Origin of the sequence: Gluconobacter oxydans DSM 3504, from assembly GCF_000583855.1 — a bacterium.
Lineage (GTDB): Bacteria > Pseudomonadota > Alphaproteobacteria > Acetobacterales > Acetobacteraceae > Gluconobacter > Gluconobacter oxydans.
Window position 1 is genome coordinate 2855397 of record NZ_CP004373.1, and the last position, 20010, is coordinate 2875406.

Below are 20010 nucleotides of genomic sequence, written 5' to 3' on the forward strand. Positions count from 1 at the left end.
TTATCCTGACAGGACGCTACGCCATGGCACGTTTCCTTTCCTTCGTCCGCATCGCGGCCCCGGTTTTCGTTCTGTCAGCTGCGCTGGCAGGCTGCGCCGAGCAGCCGTCGCGTGACAGCTACGTCGTTTTCTTCGACCGTGAATCCGTAACGCTCAGCCCTGTCGCCCAGGCTGTCGTGACCAAGGCTGCCACGGCTGCCCGCGCTGAACACGCTTCCGTCGTCCGCGTCTCGGGCTCTGCCGGTGCAAACGGTGATGCTGCAGTTCTGAAGGAACTGGCGACGAGCCGGGCCCAGACCGTAGCAACGCAGCTCAGCAATGACGGACTGAATGGTGCACGGATCGAAATGACGCCGTATGTCCCGAGCGAGCTTGAAGACTCCCACGTCGCCCTGCGTCGCGTTTCCATCACCATCGTTCCGGGTCACTGATCCGGCGCCCGGGATGCCGCAGGCGCAGAACAGCCCTCCCGTCGCCCCGGGATCGAATGAGCCTCCGACACCTGAAGGCGTGCTGGCGGAAGTTTTTGGCTTTCCTGGCTTCCGCGGCCTTCAGCAGGACGCCGTCGAAACGGTCATGCGGGGGGAGGACGTGCTCGTCCTTATGCCGACCGGCGGTGGCAAGAGCCTGTGCTATCAGGTTCCCGCACTCTGCCGGGACGGCATGGGTCTGGTCATCTCTCCCCTGATCGCCCTGATGGACGATCAGGTTGCGGGCCTGAGACAGCTCGGCGTCCGCGCGGCCGCGCTGCATTCCGGGCTGGAGCCGGATGAGCGCGACGAACTTCAGAGCGATCTGCGCAATGGCCGGATCGACATTCTCTATATTTCGCCAGAGCGCCTGCTTCAGCCTGCAACAGCGAATTTCCTGTCAAAACGCCAGATCTCGCTGATCGCGATTGACGAAGCACACTGCATTTCGGCCTGGGGCCATGAATTCCGCCCTGAATACCGGGCACTCGCCAGCCTGCCGGAAATGTTCCCGGGCGTCCCGCGCATTGCCCTGACGGCTACGGCCGATCCCCGGACGCGGGATGATATCCTGAACGCGCTCGGTATGCCCGATGCGCGGGTCCTGATGGCGAGCTTCCATCGCCCCAACCTGATCGTGGAAGCCCGCGCCAAGGCCAGCGAAAGCCGACAACTCCTCGAAACGCTTCAGAGCCATCGCGAAGGCGCCTCCATCGTTTATTGCGGCAGTCGCAACAAGACGGAACGCGTCGCCACCATGCTGCGGGACAAGGGCCTGACCGCACTGCCATTCCATGCCGGCCTCTCTTCGGTCGAGAAGCGGGCCACGCTGATGCGTTTCCGCTCGGGGGAGGAAATGGTGATCGTCGCGACGATTGCATTCGGCATGGGGATCGACCGCCCGGACGTCCGCTGCGTCGTCCATCTGGACATGCCGTCCTCGCCGGAAGCGTATTACCAGCAGATCGGACGGGCAGGGCGCGATGGCGAGCCCTCGGACACGCTTCTGCTCTATGGCGGCGAGGACATGGCCCGGGCGCGGTACTGGCTGGAACAGTCCAGCGCCCCCGACCACGAAAAGCGCGTCATGCAGGCCCGTCTGGAAAGCATGATCGCCCTCACGGAGACCACAGGCTGCCGCACACAGGCACTCCTCGCGTGTTTCGGAGAAAACCTCGCGCAGCCCTGCGGTCACTGCGACAACTGCATCAGCCCCGTATCGACATTCGATGGCACCCAGGCTGCCCAGAAAGTCCTCTCAGCCATTTATCGCACCGGCCAGCGTCTCGGAGCAGTCCAGCTTTCCAATGTGCTGCGTGGAAAGCTCAACGAAACCATCGAACGCAATGCCTATCAGCATCTTTCGGTTTTCGGGATCGGCAAGGAACACAGCGAGCAGTGGTGGCGCGCCGTCATCCGGCAGCTGATCGCGCGCGGGGCCATCCGGATGCATGGCGAATATGGAAGTCTCGCGCTTCAGAGCGAAATCGCGCGTCCGATCCTGCGCGGCGAGGAGCGCGTGGCACTCAGGTTGGAAGCCAAGGCCGCCCTGACCGCCAGCGCGGGCTCGGACGGCAATACGGAAAATGACCGCCTGTCAGCAGACGAAAAACCGTATTTCGACGCCCTGCGCCAGTGGCGCCTCTCCGAAGCACGGGAACAGGAAATCCCACCCTACGTCATTTTCCACGATTCGGTGCTGCGGGACATCGCCCGCGAACAGCCTGCCAGCCGCGCTGAACTGGGAAGCATCAAGGGCGTCGGCGCCTCGAAACTGGACCGCTACGGAGCTGCGGTCCTGACCGTCCTGCGCGAAATCCGCGAACCCGCCTCAGCCCAGTAAAGAGCGTCAGTCGTGCGTCAGTTCGTCAGGCGCCGTGACAGTAAAACTGACGGTAATGCTGCCGCCATTGAGGATCTCGAACGTGAACGGCACCTTGCTGCCAGCGGCAGGCATCTGACGGATTCCCATGCACATCATGTGGTAACCCGAACGCGGGAAAATCATCGTGGAGTCGTGCGGCAGCGCCAGATGCGTGAAGAGATCGTTTGCCCCGTCCGTCTGCTGCTGGTTCGTGTGATGCGCAACGACATTCTGACACAGCGGGGATGAAATCCCCTTCAGCAGGTGGTCAACGCTGTCGTCATTGCGAATCGTGAAATAACCGGCCCCACGGTTGGGAAAATAGGCTGACGGGCGGAATGTCCCGTCCATAACCACGACCCGCTGCGCATCATGATCGGCATCCGGCGCCACCACTGTTCCCGGAAGAGCCTGCTGGGCCATGGCCTGGGCAGTGGAAAGGGCAAAGAGGGCGGTCAGGACAGATACCCGTTTCAACGACAGTCTCCCGGTGTTGTGCGCGAACTCACGAAGCCCGTTTGGGCCGGAACGCATCATCCGGTAAAGTGCTCCCATTTCCCCGGCCACGACAAGGCCCGAACACTTCAGGATCGCGAATGCGTTGCCCTTTTTGCGGACATGACGACACCCAGGTCAAGGACAGCCGCTCCACGGAAGACGGCGTTGCGATCCGTCGCCGGCGCGTCTGCTCGGCCTGTACGCAGCGTTTCACGACCGTGGAGCGGGTCCAGCTCCGTGAACTGTCGGTAACCAAGGCGGACGGGCGTCGCGTGCCTTTCGACCGGGACAAGCTCGCACGCTCCATCCGCGTCGCCCTGCGCAAGCGCCCGGTTCCCGAAGAACGTCAGGAGCGTCTGGTCAACGGGCTGGTCCGGCAGCTTGAAGCCTCGGGGGAACACGAGATTTCTTCCCATCGCATCGGCCAGCTTGCGATGGACGCATTGCGCGAAGTGGACGGTGTGGCCTATGTCCGCTTCACCAGCGTCTACCGCGACTTCCGCGAGGTCGAGGCGTTCTCGAAAATCCTCGCCGACATGAAACCCATTCCCGGGGAAACGGACACACCGTCCCCCGACGACTCCCAGGAGACACCATGACCGTCACCGACGCCCCCGCCGCAAATCCGACGCGCCGCAGCCGGACCATTGCCCGCGTTGCAGCCGTTCAGGCGCTGTTCCAGTGCGAACAGTCCGGCGACACGGCGGAAACCGTCATCAGCCAGTTCATCCGTCACCGCCGCATCAGCTCCACGGCGTCCTTCGACGATGGCCACATTCCCGACGCTGACCTGAAGCTGTTTCAGGAAATCGTCCTTGGTGTCACGCGACGTCAGGACGATATCGATGCGAAGCTGAGCGACGTTCTGCCCGAACAGTGGCCGCTGCCGCGTCTGGACCCGGTCCTGCGTGCCCTGCTGCGCGCTGCCGTGTTCGAGATCGGCACCGACACACCGGACCGCATCATCATCAACGAATATCTGGATGTGGCTCACGGCTTCTTCTCGGGTGACGAACCCAAGATGGTCAACGGGATCCTCGATACCCTCAGCCGCCGCGCCAACGACGGCAACGTCTGATTCATGACGGGCGCGTCAGGGGCCGAAGCAGCTGGGGCAGGCGAGTTCGGCTTTATCGCCCGTCACTTCCGGCCTCTCGCAGGGGCGGAAAGCCTCGACCTGCGGGATGACTGCGCCCTGATGCGCTGCCCTGAAGGCGAGGAATTCGCCATTTCGACCGACACGATGGTCGAGAACGTCCATTTCCTTCCGGATGATCCGCCGGAAACCCTCGGCCGCAAACTGTTGCGCTGCAACCTGTCCGATCTGGCGGCCATGGGTGCAAGGCCCCATGCCTATACGCTGAACGTGACCGTTCCGCGTGGCGGACGGCACGACGAAAACTGGTTTGCCGCATTTTCCCACGGACTGGCGGAAGACCAGAAACGCTACGGCGTGCATCTGATCGGTGGCGATACCACCTCCATTTCAGGCCCCCTGGTCCTCTCCGCCACCATATTCGGACTACTCCGGCACAATACGGCGCTCCGCCGCAGCACAGCCAGACCCGGGGACGATATCTGGGTCACTGGCACGATTGGCGACGCGGCTCTGGGACTCCTTGTCCTGCAGGGCAGCCTGCAAGACCCGTCGGGCTTTCTGGCAGAACGATATCATCTGCCACGCCCCCGGACAGGACTTCATCTGCACGGCATCGTCAGCGCTGCGATGGATATTTCAGACGGGCTGATCCAGGACTGCGGCCATATCGCCGAGGAATCCGGTGTCCAGCTTGTTGTGAATGCAGAGGCCGTACCGGTCTCGTCTGCAGCGGCCTCACTGGGGCATGAGTGGCTCATGCGACGCCTGTGTGGCGGCGACGATTACGAACTGCTGCTCACCTGTGCGCCTGAACGCTCAGCAGCGCTGCAGGCCGCCTGTCAGGCTGCCGAAGTTCCGGTCCATCGCATCGGAACGGTACGCACCGGTTCGGGGGTCCGGATTTTGGATGGGAAGGGAGATGAAGTCGCCCCGGAACAGGGCGGCTGGCAGCATTTCTGACAGACGCCCTGTGAAGGTGCGGCTTCAGGCCGGATCGTCGATCGGACGTTCGTAAAGGCGATACCGCTTGTACGGTTCGGGCACGATGCTCTCGGCCAGATTGCGCATGTTGGAATCGGAGGCCTGGATCCAGCCCAGTTCCACCCAGGAATAGGGCAGGGACTTCCGCCGACGCATCAATTCGGCAATTGCCAGCGAAGGCAGCAGGGCACCCAGAACCGTTCCGCGCAGACGCTGTGTTACGCCCAGAAGGATGACACGGGCCGAATGGAAGCGATGCGTCGTCAGGCGTGCAACCAGCTTCACCCAGCCCAGAGGCGAGGGTGCCCCACCGAGATCGCCGGCAATATCGTAAATATTGGGCACAACCAGCGCCATGGCGACAGGCTCACCATTCTGATCGATCTGGACATAGTGTTCAGGACGAAGGACCGGACCAAGCTGCTTGATCATGGCCTTCATTTCGTAGTCCTGCAACGGCACGAAGTTGAACTTGTCGCTCCAGGCATCATTGTAAAGCTGACGCAGGATCTCGCCCTGCTGGGCAATCTGCTTCTTTGACAGGCGCCTGATGGCAATGGCCCCAAGACGCCCTTCGCCGATCTTCAGATCACCCGGAACCTTGAAACGCGACTCCGTCTGATCGTCCAGATCGAGCTTATAGCTGAGAAGATCCTCAACAGGCTTGTAACCCGCATCCTCGACCAGCTTGCCCAGCAGACGCGGATGCCAGGGCATCGCAACCATCAGGGGCTGGTCCTGTCCTTCGACCATCAGACCGGATTCGCCATTGCCACTCAGGGTGACCGGGCCGCGCATCGTCTGCATCCCCTGCAGACGCAGCCAGCTCCGTGCCGTTTCCAGAAGAGCGCTGACAACGCTCCCTTCCGGAACGGCATCCAGCGCACCGAAACAGCCGATCTTCATGCCCCAGTGCTCGATGGCACGATGATCCACGATCGCGGCAATACGCCCTACGGCCGTGTTACCGCGCCAGGCCAGAAAGTACCGGATGCTCGCATGGCGGAAAATCGGTGCTTTCTTCGGATTGAGCAGATCATCCTGTTCCATGTCGAAAGCCGGGACAAAACCCGCCATTCCGGCATAGATGCGACGCGGGAGCGTCATGAACAGTTTGAGGTCAGCCCGCGTCGTCACTGGCCGAACCACAAGATCATCATGCGGCGCAGGGATGTCAGTCCTGTCGGGCAGTGTCATAATGGCAGGTGTACCTCTGATCGAAAAAAACATCCCGTCCGACGGGGTGATGTGCCAGTACGGCACGGGGTCGCATCTTGTTGCATGGGAGGGCTATACCCTTCCAGCCCCGATCCGACCACGAATAAAGCGGTTTTCCATGCCAGATGCTTCTGTTTCCCCTTCGAATGCTCCATTTCACGTCCTTATTACCGGAGGATCAAGCGGCATTGGCGCCGCGCTGGCCCTTCAGTATGCGCGCCCTGGAACGCATCTGACGCTGTGGGGACGCAACGCCGCACGCCTTGAGGATGTTGCCGCGCAAGTCATCCGCAGAGGCGCTTCGGCCGAGATCCTGTCGCTCGATCTGTGCCGGACCGATGACGCCCTGACGACGCTGCGCAAGGCGGATGACGCGCGCCAGATCGATATCCTGATCCTGGGAGCCGGACTTGGCGATATCCGCCCGGAAGGCGCGTTGACCGAAACAGCAGAACAGGTCCGCGATATTTCCCTCGTCAATTTCACGACGCCCGCGACCCTCGCAACCGAAATGGCCTCGCGTATGGCAGCCCGCAAAGCAGGCCGTATTGCGCTCATAGGCTCGGTAGCGGCCTTTCACGACCTTCCGGTCGCCACGGCCTATAGCGGTTCAAAAGCCGGTCTGGCGCGCTTCAGCACGGCACTTCATGCTGCCATGACGCCGCATCATGTCTCCGTAACCCTCATTTCTCCGGGTTATGTCGACACGCCCATGAGCCAGCGTCTCGAAGGAGCCCGGCCGTTCCTCGTCTCGACGCGCCGCGCCGCGCGCATGATCACGCGCGCGATCGGGCAGGGCAGGGCACATCTTCTCTTTCCGTGGCCTTTCGCCATCGCCCGCTTTCTTGAAATGATCGTGCCGCGCGCCATCGTTCACCGACTGCTGAGAACGGCCGAAGTCAAGCAACGTCCGGTCAGCTGAGGAACGCTGTCAGAACAATCCGGAACTTGACGCAGCAGAACCGGTAGGCAACTGCTGCGCATTGGAAAAAGCGCAGGCCACCGGCCAGCATCGCCAGAGGATTTGAGGTGCCATGAGGGAAATCGTAGCCGTCGATATCGGTGGAACGCACGCACGGTTTGCAATCGCGACCATCGAGGATGGCAAGGTCGTCTCACTAGGTGAGGCCACGACGCTGAAATGCGCGGAACATGGCAGTCTGGCACTGGCCTGGGAAACATTCGGCCGTTCCCTGAACCGGACGCTTCCACGCGAAGCCGGCATTGCGGTGGCCTGTCCGGTAAGCGGCGAGATCCTCAAGCTGACCAACAATCCCTGGATCATCCAGCCGAGCCAGCTCGGCGCGCGCCTGCATCTCGACAATTTCGTGCTCGTCAACGATTTCGGAGCCGTGGCTCACGCCGTGGCCCAGGTCGATTCCTCGCACATGAAACATCTCTGCGGGCCGGACATCGACCTTCCGACGGAAGGCGCCATCACGATCGTCGGCCCGGGCACAGGACTGGGCGCAGCCTGTCTGCTTCGCCGCAGCGACCGCTATTTTGTCATGGAAACCGAAGGCGGCCATCTGGACTATCCGCCGCTCGACGAACTCGAAGACAAGATCCTCAGCGCCCTGCGCCTGCGGTTCCGCCGTGTCTCGGCCGAGCGGATCGTCTCCGGCCCCGGCCTGACCAATCTGTACGAAGTCATTGCCGAGATGCAGGGCTGGCCCATCACCCTGCGTGATAACCGCACCTTGTGGAAAAACGCCCTTGATGGCTCCGATACGGTCGCGGTGGCCGCCCTGGAACGCTTCTGCCTCAGCCTGGGCGCCATTTCCGGCGATCTGGCGCTGGCACATGGCGCACGTGGCGTCGTCATCGGTGGTGGTCTAGGACTACGTCTCGCCGACAGCCTCGGCCATTCCGGATTCGCCGAACGCTTCGTCGCAAAGGGCCGCTTCGAGGCGATGATGACCGAAATGCCGGTCAAGATCATCACGCACCCTCAGCCCGGCCTTTTCGGCGCGGCTGCAGCATACGCAGAAGCGCATCCGTAAAAACGGAAAACAAGTCTGGATTTCCGGGGAGAAATCTCTGGAGGTCCGGGCGGGAATCGAACCCACATACGCGGATTTGCAGTCCGCTACATCGCCATTCTGCCACCGGACCTCGGCGGAGACAGGCGCTATATCTCTCTTAGCGCCCGAAGGGTCAAGACCGATAATTGATCTGCGGAAGGATTTTTCTTCTGCCTTCCAACAGGCTATTAAGGACTGATTCACATAATGCTGTGATATGATGCATACTTAAAGAGCAGGAAATCTCATGACTTCAGGATGCAACGGCGCGATGAAATTCAAAGCCCCCCTCGGGCTTGGTCTTCTGTCGCTTCTCCTGAGCGGAACTGCTCTTGCCCAGAAATATGACGGCAGCGGTTCACCGAATTTCGTCCCGCACACGCTTCAGGAAGCGCTCTCGACGGCATACCTGACCAATCCGACGCTGCGCGAAGAACGGGCTCATCTTCGCGCCACGGACGAGCAGCTTCCCACAGCTCTCGCAGGCTGGCGCCCCACTGTTCAGGGCGGCATGAACCTCACCTATTACGACGGCAGCACCAATTACGCCTCCAAAGGTGGCTATCTCGGAAGTGCACGCCGTTATCAGACACCTGGATATATGGGCAGCATCGCCATCACCCAGCCACTCTATCAGGGTGGCAAGACGGTTGCTGGCGTGCATGCAGCCACGAACCAGATCATGGCTGAACGCGCCCATCTGATCCAGACAGAACAGGACGTCTTCACCAATGTCGTCAGTGCTTACGTGGGCATTGTTGAAGACGAGCAACTCCTGCAGATCGCCATAAACAACGAACACGTCCTGCAGCAGCAGGTTGAAGCAACTCAGGAACGTTTCCACGTTGGCGAAATCACCCGGACGGACGTGGCGCAGGCACAAGCAGCTCTTGCCAGCGCCACGGCAGAGCGGCAGCAGGCTGAGGGCACACTCCAGAGCGCCCAGGCGACCTATCTCCAGATCGTCGGCATCGCAGCAGCTCCAAATCTGCTGCCTCCGCAGCCTCTGAACCTTCCCGTACACAGTGAGCAGGAAGCGGTGGCCATTGCTGTTCAGAACAACCCTCAGGTCGTCAACGCACTCTTCACCGAAGCGCAGAGTAAGGACAATATTTCCGTCCAGATTGCTCAGATCATGCCCAAGGTTTCGGCGAGCCTGAACTATCAGCATTCCGTCAATCAGGCTTATGGCGACTCACTTCAGGACAATAAATTCGGTGAGATCGAGTTCACTGTCCCTCTTTATCAGGGCGGCTCAGAATATGCCTCGATCCGAGGTGCCCGTCAGGACGCTCAAGCCGCTCACCGTGAAGTCGATGTCCAGCGCAGAATGGCCCTTCAGAAGGCCGCTTCAAGCTGGCAGCAGATGGTTTCCTTCAAGCAGTCGATTTCCAGCGACCGCATGGCCATTTCGGCAAATGTGATCGCTCTGGACGGTGTCGAACGGCAGGCTCTCGTGGGAACGAGCACGACGCTCGCGGTCCTTCAGCAGCAGCAGACCCTGCTGCAGTCCCAGCGGACCCTGGTGCAGCATCTTTCAAACCTCGTGACCTCTTCCTACGCCGTCGCGGCCGCGATCGGACGGCTTACAGCCGTCGATCTCAAACTGGGCGTCCCGCTTTATGACGAAAAAGCCTATTACAATGCGGTCAAGAACAGGCTGTGGGGTCTGAGCGACTATGCGATCAACCAGCCCGGTCGATAAAATTTTTCAATACAACGGAATATTAACAATCCATGACTTCTTCTGACTCGATCCAGCAAGATCACCACACCAACGACGCAATGACAGACGTCCTGAGTTCGATCCGGCGTGCTCTTCATGAAGATCCAAAATCGCCTGAATCGACCGAGGAGAAGCCCAGCATGCCGTCCCAAGAAGAAGAACTGACCCTCGATAACTCCATGATGGTCGCACCGCCCGTGACAGCGGCTCAGGTCGAGACTGCCGCCGCTTCCGCCTCTGAAGTCACCCCGACAGCTCAGCCTGCCCAGAGCTCACCGGCCAAGGATGACCTCATGAACGCCCAGACAGTGGCCGCAGCGGAGCGTTCTCTGGATGAACTGCACGCCGCATTCAGCGGAGCCACCCCCCTTGCATCCGATACTGTCATCAGCCGGAGCAGCGGCCTGACGATTGAGGACATGGTGCGAGGCGAAGTCCGGAGCATGGTGCGTACATGGCTGGATGCCCATCTTCCGTCACTGGTTGAAATTCTTGTCCGTGCGGAAATTGCCCGTCTGCGTCCGCGAGAGTAAGAAGGGCGGTGGAAGCACGTCCTTCCACCTGCTGTACTGACTTTCCTGGATAACCATGCTCGAAAAAAGCTTCGTCCCCGCCGATCACGAAAATGCCCTCTACGACGCGTGGGAGAAAAGCGGCGCTTTCCGGGCTCACCCCGACCAGCCGGGTGAGCCTTTTTCGATCATGTTTCCGCCGCCGAACGTCACGGGCACGCTGCATCTCGGCCATTCCCTGAATTTTGTCCTTCAGGACATGCTGATTCGCTGGAAACGTCAGGAAGGATTCAATGTCCTCTGGCAACCCGGAACGGACCACGCGGGCATCGCCACGCAGATGGTCGTCGAGCGTGCTCTCGATAAAGAAGGCACTAGCAGAACCGCTCTGGGGCGCGAAGGTTTTCTCGAACGCGTCTGGGACTGGAAGCAGGAATACGGCGGCACGATCGTCAAGCAGCTCCGCAAGCTCGGCGCATCGGCGGACTGGGAGCGTGAGCGCTTTACGATGGACGACGGATTGTCTCGTGCTGTCCGGAAGGTTTTCGTTACCCTTTATAATGAAGGTCTGATCTATCGCGACCGGCGTCTGGTGAACTGGGACCCGAAGTTCCGTTCGGCCATTTCGGACCTAGAAGTGGAAAACCACGAGACCAAGGGGTCCATGTGGTACATCCGCTATCCGCTGGAAGATGGTCGGACCATCACGGTGGCTACAACACGTCCGGAAACCATGCTGGGCGATGTCGCGGTGGCCGTTCATCCCGAGGATGAGCGTTATGCCGACATGATCGGCAAGACCGTAATCCTGCCGCTTACGGGACGTCGAATTCCTGTTGTCGCCGATCTGCATTCCGATCCGGAAAAGGGCACAGGCGCCGTCAAAATCACGCCGGCACATGACTTCAACGACTTTGAAGTCGGCAAGCGTCACAATCTGCCGGCTCCGACGGTTCTTGATGAAACAGCCTGTCTGTGGATTGAGGAAATCCGCCCTGAGCTGCGCGACGTCGAAGGACTGGCTTCGGTTGCGTTCGTCGAATCCCTGAATGGGCTGAGCCGCGAAGAAGGCCGCAAGCAGGTTGTTGCCGAGCTTGAGCGTCTGAAATGGCTGGAGAAGATCGAGCCGCACAAGCTTCAGGTGCCGCATGCGGAGCGTGGCGGTGCAATTGTTGAGCCGCGCCTGACGCTTCAGTGGTACTGCGATGCCAAGACCCTGTCCGGCCCTGCTGTGGAAGCGGTCGAAAGCGGAAAGATCGCTTTTGAGCCGCGGCAGTGGGAAAACACGTTCCATGCCTGGATGCGCGATATCCAGCCTTGGTGCATCAGTCGGCAGCTCTGGTGGGGACACCGGATCCCGGCTTGGTATGGGGCGGATGGCAAAGTCTATGTCGCTGAAAATGAACAGGATGCGCGAGCCCAGGCCGGCGAGGGCGTAAGCCTTACGCAGGACGAGGACGTTCTGGACACCTGGTTCAGCTCGGCCCTGTGGCCCTTTACGACGCTTGGCTGGCCTGACAAAACGGAAGAGCTGGCCCGTTATTATCCGACCAGCGTGCTGGTTACGGGTTTTGACATCATTTTCTTCTGGGTTGCCCGGATGATGATGATGGGTCTGCACTTCATGGATGATGTTCCGTTCCGGACTGTCCTGATCCATGGACTGGTCCGGGACGAGAAGGGCCAGAAGATGTCCAAGTCCAAGGGCAACGGTCTTGATCCGCTGGATCTTGTGGCCGAGTTCGGGGCGGATGCGACGCGTCTGGCGATCTGTGCGGGCACGGGGCCGGGACGGGATATCAAGCTCGGGCGCAAACGCGTTGAAGAACACCGCGCCTTTGTCACGAAGCTGTGGAATGCCGCGCGTTTCCTTGAAATGAACGGTGCCAAGCCGACGGAAGGCTTCGATCCGGCAAGCGTCAAGAGCGCGCTTGGGCGGTGGATCCTGACGGAAGCGAACGATGCCATTACCGAAGCGGGGCGGGCCCTCTCGGTCTATCGTTTCGATGAATATGCCAACTGCTGCTACCGGTTCGTCTGGAGCCGTTTCTGTGACTGGTTCGTGGAGTTCTCGAAGCCCGTCTTTGCGGCGGAAAACGAGGAAACCGCCGAGTTGCGGGCTGTCAGCGCGCATGTTCTGGGGCTGATCCTGCGTCTGATGCAGCCGGTCATTCCGTTCGTGACAGCGACGCTGTGGCAGGAGCTTGGCTATCCGGGCAAATTCGAGGAGATCCGCTGGCCGGAGATCATGACGGTGACCCGGGCCGACGAAGCCCGCGCCGAACTGGACTGGGTGATCCGGCTGATCGGGGATGTCCGGACGGTGCGTTCGGAAATGAACATTCCGCCGTCACAGAAGGCACCGCTGCTGCTGCGTGATGCCGCGCCGGAAAATCTGGAGCGTGCAAAGACCTGGGCTGAGGCCATTGGCCGTATGGCCCGTGTTTCGGACGTGGGTGTTGTTGGCGAAGATGCGCCGCGCAATGCGGCCCAGCTCGTTCTGGATGAAGCGACTGTCTTCATTCCGCTGGAAGGTCTGATCGACCTTGATGCGGAACGGGCGCGACTTGCCAAGGAAATAACCCGGATTGAAGGCGAGATCCTCAAGGTAACGCGCAAGCTGGACAACGCGGACTTCGTGGCCCGCGCCAAGCCGGAAGTCGTGGAAGAAAACCGCGACCGTCTGGCGACTTTCCAGAGCGATCTGGAGCGGCTGAAGGCGGCTCTGGGGCGTCTTGCCTGAGTTGAAAACGGCCGCCTGCCTTGCAGGAGCCATTCTTGCCGTCATGGCAGGCGTGGCCGAGGCCCAGGCTTTACCGGCGGGGCGAAGCCTTGAGACTGCGACCCTCGCGGGGGAGCGTTTCGAGGTTTCGGTCTTCCGCCCGGCGTCGTGTCAGATCCGGGCCATCCTGTTCGTGCTTGCGGGAAAGAACCGGAACAGCGCCACCTATCGCGATGACACGATCCCGCTCGCCAGACATGAGTGCAGTCTGGTGTTTGCGCCCGACTTTCCGGTGGCGCGGTTCTCCGTTCAGCAATATCAGCGCGGTGGTTTTCCGGCGTTACAGCGGACGCCCCCTGCGGCGACCTACATGAAGCTGCTGGAGCAGTGGGCGCGGGCGGTTTCGGGCGAGCCGCGCGTGCCGATCATTCTGATGGGGCACTCCGCCGGAGCGCAGTATCTGGAACGGGTCGAAGCCTATGCTCCGGGCGAAGAGGTCATGACGGTCATCATGAACCCCGCGACCTATGTGGAGCCTGAAACGGAGACAGCGGTTCCTTACGGGTTCCGCAACTGGCCGGAATCCGGCAGTCTTCCGGACCTCAAGCGCTATCTTTCACGAAATATCGCCGTCATTCTGGGAGCTGAAGACACCGAAACGTCCTCAGCCACAGAACATATTCCCGCAGCGACAGAACAGGGCCGCAACCGCCTTGAACGTGGGCAGTGGGCCTATGCCCAGGGCCGGGAACAGGCTGAAAAGCTCAATGTTCCCTTTGGCTGGACGATTACGCTCGTCCCGGCGACCGGCCATGTCGCCTCGAAGATGCTGGCGTCCGCCGAATTGCAGGACGCCGTGGAAAGCGCGATCAGATCCGCGTCTTCACGATGATCTGCGACAGATCGCGAACGGCGCCATGGGCCGCGCTCGTGGTCATTGCGGCATAGGCCTGAAGGGCTTTCGAGACCACGCGCTCACGGTTCGGCTTCCAGGCATTTGCACCACGCGCATTCATGCGCTCACGGCGGTCGGCAATATCAGAGTCCGAAACGGCGAGGTGCAGGGTGCGGTTCGGGATGTCGATCTCGATGCGATCGCCGTCCTCGACCAGACCGATCAGGCCACCTTCGGCGGCTTCGGGGGACATGTGGCCGATGGACAGGCCCGAGCTTCCGCCTGAGAAGCGGCCATCCGTGATCAGGGCGCAGACCTTGCCCAGACCCTTCGATTTCAGATAGCTCGTCGGATACAGCATTTCCTGCATGCCAGGGCCGCCCTTGGGGCCTTCGTAGCGGATGACCACGACGTCACCGGCCACGATGCGGTTACCCAGGATAGCCGCCACGGCATCGTCCTGGCTCTCGAAGACCCGCGCCGTTCCCGTGAAGGTCAGGATGCTGGCTTCGACACCGGCCGTTTTGACGATGGCGCCGTCTTCAGCAAGGTTGCCGTAGAGCACGGCCAGACCGCCATCCTGCGAGAAGGCATGCGCCTTGTCGCGCAGGACGCCGCCTTCGCGGTCCTGATCCAGTTCGTGGTAGCGGCTGGACTGCGAAAAGGCATGAACGGTCCGGACATTACCAGGCGCGGCCTTGAACAAATGGGCTGCTTCTTCGTCGCCGTTCAGGATGTCCCACTTCTTCAGTGCGTCCCCGAGTGTCGGTGCGTGGACGGTCGGAACATCCTTGTGGATCAGGCCCGCGCGGTCCAGCTCACCCAGGATGGCGGGGATGCCGCCGGCACGATGGACGTCTTCCATGTGCACGTCATTCTTGGCCGGTGCGACCTTGCACAGATTGGGCACACGGCGCGACAGGCGGTCGATGTCGTGCATGTGGAAATCGACTTCGCCTTCGCGGGCTGCGGCCAGAAGATGCAGAACCGTGTTGGTCGAGCCGCCCATGGCGATATCGAGCGTCATGGCGTTCTCGAAGGCTGCGCGCGTGGCAATGCTGCGGGGCAGGACGGAAGCATCGTCCTGTTCGTACCAGCGGCGGGCGAGTTCCACGATCCGACGGCCTGCGCTCAGGAACAGTTCGCGGCGGTCGCTGTGGGTAGCGAGCAAGGAGCCGTTTCCGGGCAGGGACAGGCCCAGCGCCTCGGTCAGGCAGTTCATGGAATTGGCCGTGAACATGCCCGAGCAGGAGCCGCAGGTGGGGCAGGCGGAGCGTTCGATCTGTTCGGACTCGCTGTCGGACACGTCCGGATTGGCGGCCGCGACCATGGAATCAATCAGATCCAGCTTGCGCGTCACACCCGGGCCGTTGATCTTGCCGGCTTCCATCGGGCCACCGGAGACGAACACGACAGGGATGTTCAGCCGCATGGAGGCCATCAGCATGCCCGGCGTGATCTTGTCGCAGTTGCTGATGCAGACGATCGCATCGGCGCAGTGCGCATTGACCATGTACTCCACGGAATCCGCGATCAGTTCACGCGAGGGCAGGGAATACAGCATTCCGCCGTGGCCCATGGCGATGCCGTCATCCACTGCGATCGTGTTGAATTCCTTGGCAATTCCGCCGACTTCCTCGATCGCGGAGGCCACCAGACTGCCCATGTCCTTCAGATGGACATGGCCAGGCACGAACTGCGTGAAGGAATTGGCGATCGCGATAATGGGCTTGCCGAAATCGCCGTCCTTCATGCCCGTCGCCCGCCAGAGCGCACGTGCGCCAGCCATGTTGCGGCCATGTGTGGTGGTGCGGGAGCGATAGGCGGGCATGGAAGATACTTTCATGACAGGAGAAGGCCCTGATCCATAGCGAATCAGGCGCACAGAAGCCAGTGCAGGAAAGATATGAAAAGCCAGGCCGGCTCCCCTTGCCCGAAAGACTCTGTCCGGTCCAAACTCGCAACAAAGATCAGGAGCCTTTCGTGAGACGTCATTTTCTGAGCCTCGGCACCGCTCTGGCCGCGACATTCCTGTGTGCGGCACAGGCCGCCGAACCCGCCACATCCACCCCTGCGGTCACGCCTGACATGATCCAGACGGGCAGCGACATTCCCGCCCATGTCAGCATGCCGATCGACCAGCGCGATTACATCAAGCGCGACGTGATGATCCCCATGCGTGATGGCATCAAGCTGCATACGGTCATCGTGATCCCCAAGGGCGCAAAGAACGCCCCGATCCTGCTGACCCGCACGCCCTATCATGCCAGCGAACGCGCCAACCGCGTTCCCGATGCCTCGACCATGCGCGCCATTCTGCCGCAGGGTGACGGCGTGTTCGTGGATGAAGGCTATATCCGCGTCTTTCAGGACGTTCGTGGCAAGTATGGCTCACAGGGCGACTATGTCATGACGCGGCCGCCGATCGGCCCGCTGAACCCGACCAAAACAGACGATACGACCGACGCCTGGGACACGATCGACTGGCTGGTGAAGAACCTGCCCGAGAGCAACGGCAAGGTCGGCATGACCGGATCGTCCTATGAGGGCTGGACCGTCGTCATGGCGCTCCTCGATCCGCATCCGGCCCTGAAGGTGGCGGCACCGGAGAGCCCGATGGTCGATGGCTGGATGGGCGATGACTGGTTCCATTATGGCGCGTTCCGCCAGCCGGGACTGGACTATTTCACGGCGCAGATGACGGAAGCCGGATCCGGTCCGTCCATTCCCCGCCCGGATGCGGACGACTACACGACGTTCCTCGCCGATGTCTCGACCGGCAATTTCGCGACGAAGGCCGGGCTGGACCAGTTCCCCTGGTGGCGCCGCATGAAGGCCCATCCCGCCTATGACGCCTTCTGGCAGGATCAGGCGCTGGACCAGCTGATTGTGAAGAAGCCGCTCAAGGTTCCGACGATCTGGGAGCAGGGTCTGTGGGATCAGGAAGACATGTGGGGTGCGATCCATTCGTGGATGAACCTGAAGGCGCATCACACGCAGGTTCCGAACATCCTCGTCATGGGGCCGTGGCGTCATAGCGGCGTGAACTATGATGGCTCCACGCTTGGCCCGCTACATTTCAACGGTGACACCGCCCTGTGGTACCGCGCCAATGTCATGCGTCCGTTCTTCGATCATTATCTGAAGAACGCGCCTGATCCGCATCTGGATGAAGCCATCATTTACAATACCGGTGAGAACCACTGGGATCACTTCCGCAACTGGCTGAGCGACTGCACCACGACCTGCATGCAGAAGGGTGAGCGCCTGTATCTGCAGCCGGATCATGGTCTGGCTTTCAAGCGCACGCTGCCTGGCACGGACAGTTATGTCTCCGACCCGGCCCATCCGGTGCCTTTCGTCCAGCGTCCGTACATGATGGGCGAGGATCCGCGCTGGAAGGCCTGGCTCGTGACCGACCAGCGGTTCGCCGAAAGCCGCCCGGACGTCCTGACCTACGAAACACCCGTGCTTGATGCTCCGGTCACGGTATCGGGTGTGCCGACGGCCGATATTTTCGCCAGCACCACGGGAACGGATGCGGATTTTGTGGTGAAGATCATCGATGTCCAGCCCGGTCTGACGCCGGATAATCCACAGATGGGTGGCTATGAGCTGCCGATGTCGATGGATATTTTCCGCGGACGTTACCGGCAGAGCTTTACGCATCCGTCCGCCATTCCGGCGGGGCAGGTGCAGGAATACCGCTTTACGCTTCCGGCCATGAACCATGTGTTCCAGAAGGGGCACCGGATCATGGTCCAGATCCAGTCGAGCTGGTTCCCGCTCTATGACCGCAATCCGCAGACCTTCGTGCCGAACATTTTCGACGCCAAGGCTTCGGACTATCACGTCGCGACCCAGACCATCCATCGCGGTGGCGATCATGCCAGCGCCATCTGGCTCCCGACCGTCGCACCCGCGCAGTAATCCCACGCTTCACTCCATCCGGTAACTCGTCAGACAGGATCAGCCTTCCCATATAGGAGGGCTGATCCTTTTAGCGGAGCATCATCATGACGACCCAACAGTCTTCCATCCTTCTTGGCGCAGGCTGCTTCTGGTGCGTCGAGGCCGTCTTTACCGGTCTGCGCGGCATCATTTCGGCCGAACCGGGCTATGCCGGCGGCTCCGTCGACAATCCAAGCTATGAAGCCGTCTGCACTGGACGGACGGGCCATGCCGAAGTCGTGAAGGTCGTGTTCGATCCGGCCGAAATCGGTCTGGAAGACGTCTTGCGCGTGTTTTTCACGACGCATGATCCCACACAGCTCAACCGGCAGGGCAACGATGTCGGCACGCAGTACCGCTCCGTCATTTTCGGGGATGCCGCCCAGCAGGAAACAGCCTGCAAGGTACGGGACGAAATTGCATCCGAAGGCATCTGGCCTGATCCGATCGTGACCTCCATCGAAGGGCCCGCCCATTTTTGGCCCGCCGAGGAAAAGCATCACGATTATTTCGCCCGCAACCCGCAGACGGCGTATTGTGCAGCCGTGGTGGCTCCCAAGGTCGCCAAGGCCCGCAAGCTTTACCGCGACCGCCTCAAGCAGCCTGACTGAGGCGGAGGACGGGTGCTTTGTTGCGGAGCGTTTTTCGGATATCGTGACAAACCATGACAAAGACACCTTCTTTCCCGCCGCTCCGTACCCGTCAGGCCCGCTATGAAGCCGGCGTGGCCCTGCGCAAGACCGTCAAGCGCAGCAGCCACGCCCTGTGGGTTCCGCCCGCAAAGCGCCCTGATCCGATCGGGATACTGCTGGAGCAGGGGAAGAGCCGGATCGCGGATCTACTGCCGATCCGCCATCAGCGCATGAAGGCCTCGCCCTTCGCGTTCCTGCGCGGGGCAGCGGCTGTCATGGCGTCTGACCTGTCCTTCACACCAAAGACCGGGTTGCGGGTGCAGTCCTGCGGGGACTGCCATCTGGACAATTTCGGATGCTATCCGTCTCCGGAAGGGCTTCCGGTCTTTGATATCAACGATTTCGATGAAACCGCTCCCGCGACGTTCGAGTGGGACCTCAAGCGTCTGGCGACGAGCCTTGTGCTGGCGGGGCGCGAGGCTGCGCTGTCCGAAAAGCACTGCCGTCGTCTGGCTGTCTCGGCCGTTCAGCATTACGTCGATGAAATTGCCCGTCTGTCGAAGCTTCCGCCGCTTCAGGCCTGGAACGAACGGATCGATGTGCGGGCAGTCATTGACGGGATCGTGGACGACAGGATCCGCACGGGCATGATGGAGAAGATCCAGTCGGAACTCGGGGCCATTTCCGGCCATTTCGGCATGATCGATCCCAAATCCGCGGGGCGCCTGAAGGAACATCCGCCTTTCGTCACACGCCTGCCGCAGCACAATGATATCGTCCGTGGTGCCTTCGCACGCTATGTCAGTGACCTGCCGCCAGAACGCAGGATCGTTCTGGAGCGCTATGCCCTGCAGGACGTGCTGTTCAAGGTCGTCGGCATTGGCAGTGTCGGGACGTTCTGTGCGCTCGGACTGTTCACGACCGCCGATAACGAGCCCCTGATCCTTCAGATCAAGGAAGCCCAGACCTCCGTTCTCGAACCTTTCCAGGGCGCTGTGGACCTGCCCAATCATGGGGAACGGGTCGTCACCGGGCAGCGCATCATGCAGGCCAGTTCGGATACGTTTCTGGGCTGGACGCACACCACTGGAAAACGCACCACCGACCAGACCGGACGCAAGGCCGGCGGCGGTCGGGACTTCTATGTGCGCCAGACCAAGGATGTCCGTCTGGCCATGATCGGCGAGAAAATCGAGGACGCGCTGCTGCCGGAATATGCCGCACTCTGCGGGCGGACCCTGGGCCGTTCACATGGCCGCTCCGCCGATCTGCCCCTGCTGGCCGGCTATCTGGGGAAGGGACATTCCTTTGCCCGCGCCATTGCCGATTTTGCAGTGCTCTATGCCGATCAGAGCGAGAAGGACTGGAAAGCCTTCACGCAGGCCATCGCGGACAAGCGCGTCTGCTGCGCCTGAGGC

17 protein-coding genes and 1 tRNA gene are annotated in these 20010 nt (G+C 61.1%); 14 read left to right on the forward strand and 4 right to left on the reverse strand.

Translation table 11 applies throughout. The annotated features are described in order from the left end of the window. Positions 1 to 23: 23 nt before the first annotated feature. Both GLS_RS12740 and recQ read left to right on the forward strand, forming a co-directional pair. Positions 24 to 431 (forward strand): OmpA family protein, encoded by a 408-nt coding sequence (locus GLS_RS12740; RefSeq protein ID WP_041112501.1) that lies wholly within the window; start codon positions 24 to 26, stop codon positions 429 to 431. Positions 432 to 444: 13 nt separating this feature from the next. Further along, positions 445 to 2313, forward strand: coding sequence for a DNA helicase RecQ (gene recQ / locus GLS_RS12745; RefSeq protein ID WP_041112502.1), 1869 nt, complete (start codon positions 445 to 447; stop codon positions 2311 to 2313). A gap of 6 nt (positions 2314 to 2319) precedes the next feature. On the opposite strand, the gene GLS_RS12750 is transcribed toward recQ, so the two are convergent. Further along, positions 2320 to 2811: a copper chaperone PCu(A)C gene (locus GLS_RS12750; protein ID WP_041112930.1), complete on the reverse strand. Its 492-nt coding sequence runs from the start codon at positions 2809 to 2811 to the stop codon at positions 2320 to 2322. Between the two features lie 119 nt (positions 2812 to 2930). Between GLS_RS12750 and nrdR the strand changes: the two genes are divergently transcribed. The 3 genes from nrdR to thiL are packed head-to-tail and all read left to right on the forward strand — an operon-like array spanning position 2931 to position 4891. Continuing rightward, positions 2931 to 3431 (forward strand): transcriptional regulator NrdR, encoded by a 501-nt coding sequence (gene nrdR, locus GLS_RS12755; protein ID WP_011253914.1) that lies wholly within the window; start codon positions 2931 to 2933, stop codon positions 3429 to 3431. Continuing rightward, positions 3428 to 3910 (forward strand): transcription antitermination factor NusB, encoded by a 483-nt coding sequence (nusB, locus tag GLS_RS12760; protein ID WP_041112503.1) that lies wholly within the window; start codon positions 3428 to 3430, stop codon positions 3908 to 3910. Before nrdR ends, nusB begins: the two co-directional genes overlap by 4 nt. A gap of 3 nt (positions 3911 to 3913) precedes the next feature. After that, positions 3914 to 4891, forward strand: a complete 978-nt coding sequence (gene thiL / locus GLS_RS12765) for a thiamine-phosphate kinase (protein ID WP_041112504.1) — start codon at positions 3914 to 3916, stop codon at positions 4889 to 4891. A gap of 24 nt (positions 4892 to 4915) precedes the next feature. Here thiL and GLS_RS12770 read toward each other — a convergent pair whose 3' ends face one another. Beyond that, positions 4916 to 6109 (reverse strand): hypothetical protein, encoded by a 1194-nt coding sequence (locus GLS_RS12770; protein WP_052327592.1) that lies wholly within the window; start codon positions 6107 to 6109, stop codon positions 4916 to 4918. A gap of 139 nt (positions 6110 to 6248) precedes the next feature. Here GLS_RS12770 and GLS_RS12775 point away from each other — a divergent pair, with 139 nt between their 5' ends. Continuing rightward, positions 6249 to 7052 carry an SDR family NAD(P)-dependent oxidoreductase gene (locus tag GLS_RS12775; RefSeq protein ID WP_041112932.1) on the forward strand — a complete coding sequence of 268 codons (804 nt, stop codon included), beginning with the start codon at positions 6249 to 6251 and terminating at the stop codon, positions 7050 to 7052. A 112-nt stretch (positions 7053 to 7164) separates the two neighbouring features. After that, positions 7165 to 8133 (forward strand): glucokinase, encoded by a 969-nt coding sequence (gene glk, locus GLS_RS12780; protein ID WP_011253919.1) that lies wholly within the window; start codon positions 7165 to 7167, stop codon positions 8131 to 8133. 38 nt (positions 8134 to 8171) lie between these two features. On the opposite strand, the gene GLS_RS12785 is transcribed toward glk, so the two are convergent. Then, a tRNA-Cys gene (locus GLS_RS12785) sits at positions 8172 to 8245 on the reverse strand. A 156-nt stretch (positions 8246 to 8401) separates the two neighbouring features. Between GLS_RS12785 and GLS_RS12790 the strand changes: the two genes are divergently transcribed. From GLS_RS12790 to GLS_RS12805, 4 genes are all read left to right on the forward strand, one after another. Further along, positions 8402 to 9859, forward strand: coding sequence for a TolC family outer membrane protein (locus GLS_RS12790; RefSeq protein WP_226986592.1), 1458 nt, complete (start codon positions 8402 to 8404; stop codon positions 9857 to 9859). Between the two features lie 161 nt (positions 9860 to 10020). Beyond that, on the forward strand, positions 10021 to 10413 hold the full coding sequence (locus tag GLS_RS12795) for a DUF2497 domain-containing protein (RefSeq protein WP_226986593.1): 393 nt from the start codon (positions 10021 to 10023) through the stop codon (positions 10411 to 10413). Between the two features lie 55 nt (positions 10414 to 10468). Then, complete coding sequence (locus GLS_RS12800; RefSeq protein ID WP_041112505.1) at positions 10469 to 13135, forward strand: valine--tRNA ligase; 2667 nt, start codon at positions 10469 to 10471, stop codon at positions 13133 to 13135. Next, on the forward strand, positions 13128 to 14006 hold the full coding sequence (locus GLS_RS12805) for a hypothetical protein (RefSeq protein ID WP_041112506.1): 879 nt from the start codon (positions 13128 to 13130) through the stop codon (positions 14004 to 14006). The genes GLS_RS12800 and GLS_RS12805 overlap by 8 nt, the downstream gene beginning before the upstream one ends. On the opposite strand, the gene ilvD is transcribed toward GLS_RS12805, so the two are convergent. Further along, positions 13984 to 15840 carry a dihydroxy-acid dehydratase gene (gene ilvD / locus GLS_RS12810; protein WP_041112507.1) on the reverse strand — a complete coding sequence of 619 codons (1857 nt, stop codon included), beginning with the start codon at positions 15838 to 15840 and terminating at the stop codon, positions 13984 to 13986. The two genes, GLS_RS12805 and ilvD, sit on opposite strands and share 23 nt — an antisense overlap. A gap of 152 nt (positions 15841 to 15992) precedes the next feature. Here ilvD and GLS_RS12815 point away from each other — a divergent pair, with 152 nt between their 5' ends. The 3 genes from GLS_RS12815 to GLS_RS12825 all read left to right on the forward strand — a co-directional run bounded on the left by GLS_RS12815 (position 15993) and on the right by GLS_RS12825 (position 20007). Continuing rightward, complete coding sequence (locus GLS_RS12815; protein WP_041112508.1) at positions 15993 to 17939, forward strand: CocE/NonD family hydrolase; 1947 nt, start codon at positions 15993 to 15995, stop codon at positions 17937 to 17939. Positions 17940 to 18025: 86 nt separating this feature from the next. Beyond that, positions 18026 to 18571 carry a peptide-methionine (S)-S-oxide reductase MsrA gene (gene msrA / locus GLS_RS12820; protein ID WP_041112509.1) on the forward strand — a complete coding sequence of 182 codons (546 nt, stop codon included), beginning with the start codon at positions 18026 to 18028 and terminating at the stop codon, positions 18569 to 18571. Between the two features lie 53 nt (positions 18572 to 18624). Then, the gene (locus GLS_RS12825; RefSeq protein ID WP_041112510.1) at positions 18625 to 20007 is read left to right on the forward strand and encodes a DUF2252 domain-containing protein; all 1383 of its coding nucleotides are present in this window, start codon (positions 18625 to 18627) and stop codon (positions 20005 to 20007) included. Positions 20008 to 20010: the final 3 nt, after the last annotated feature.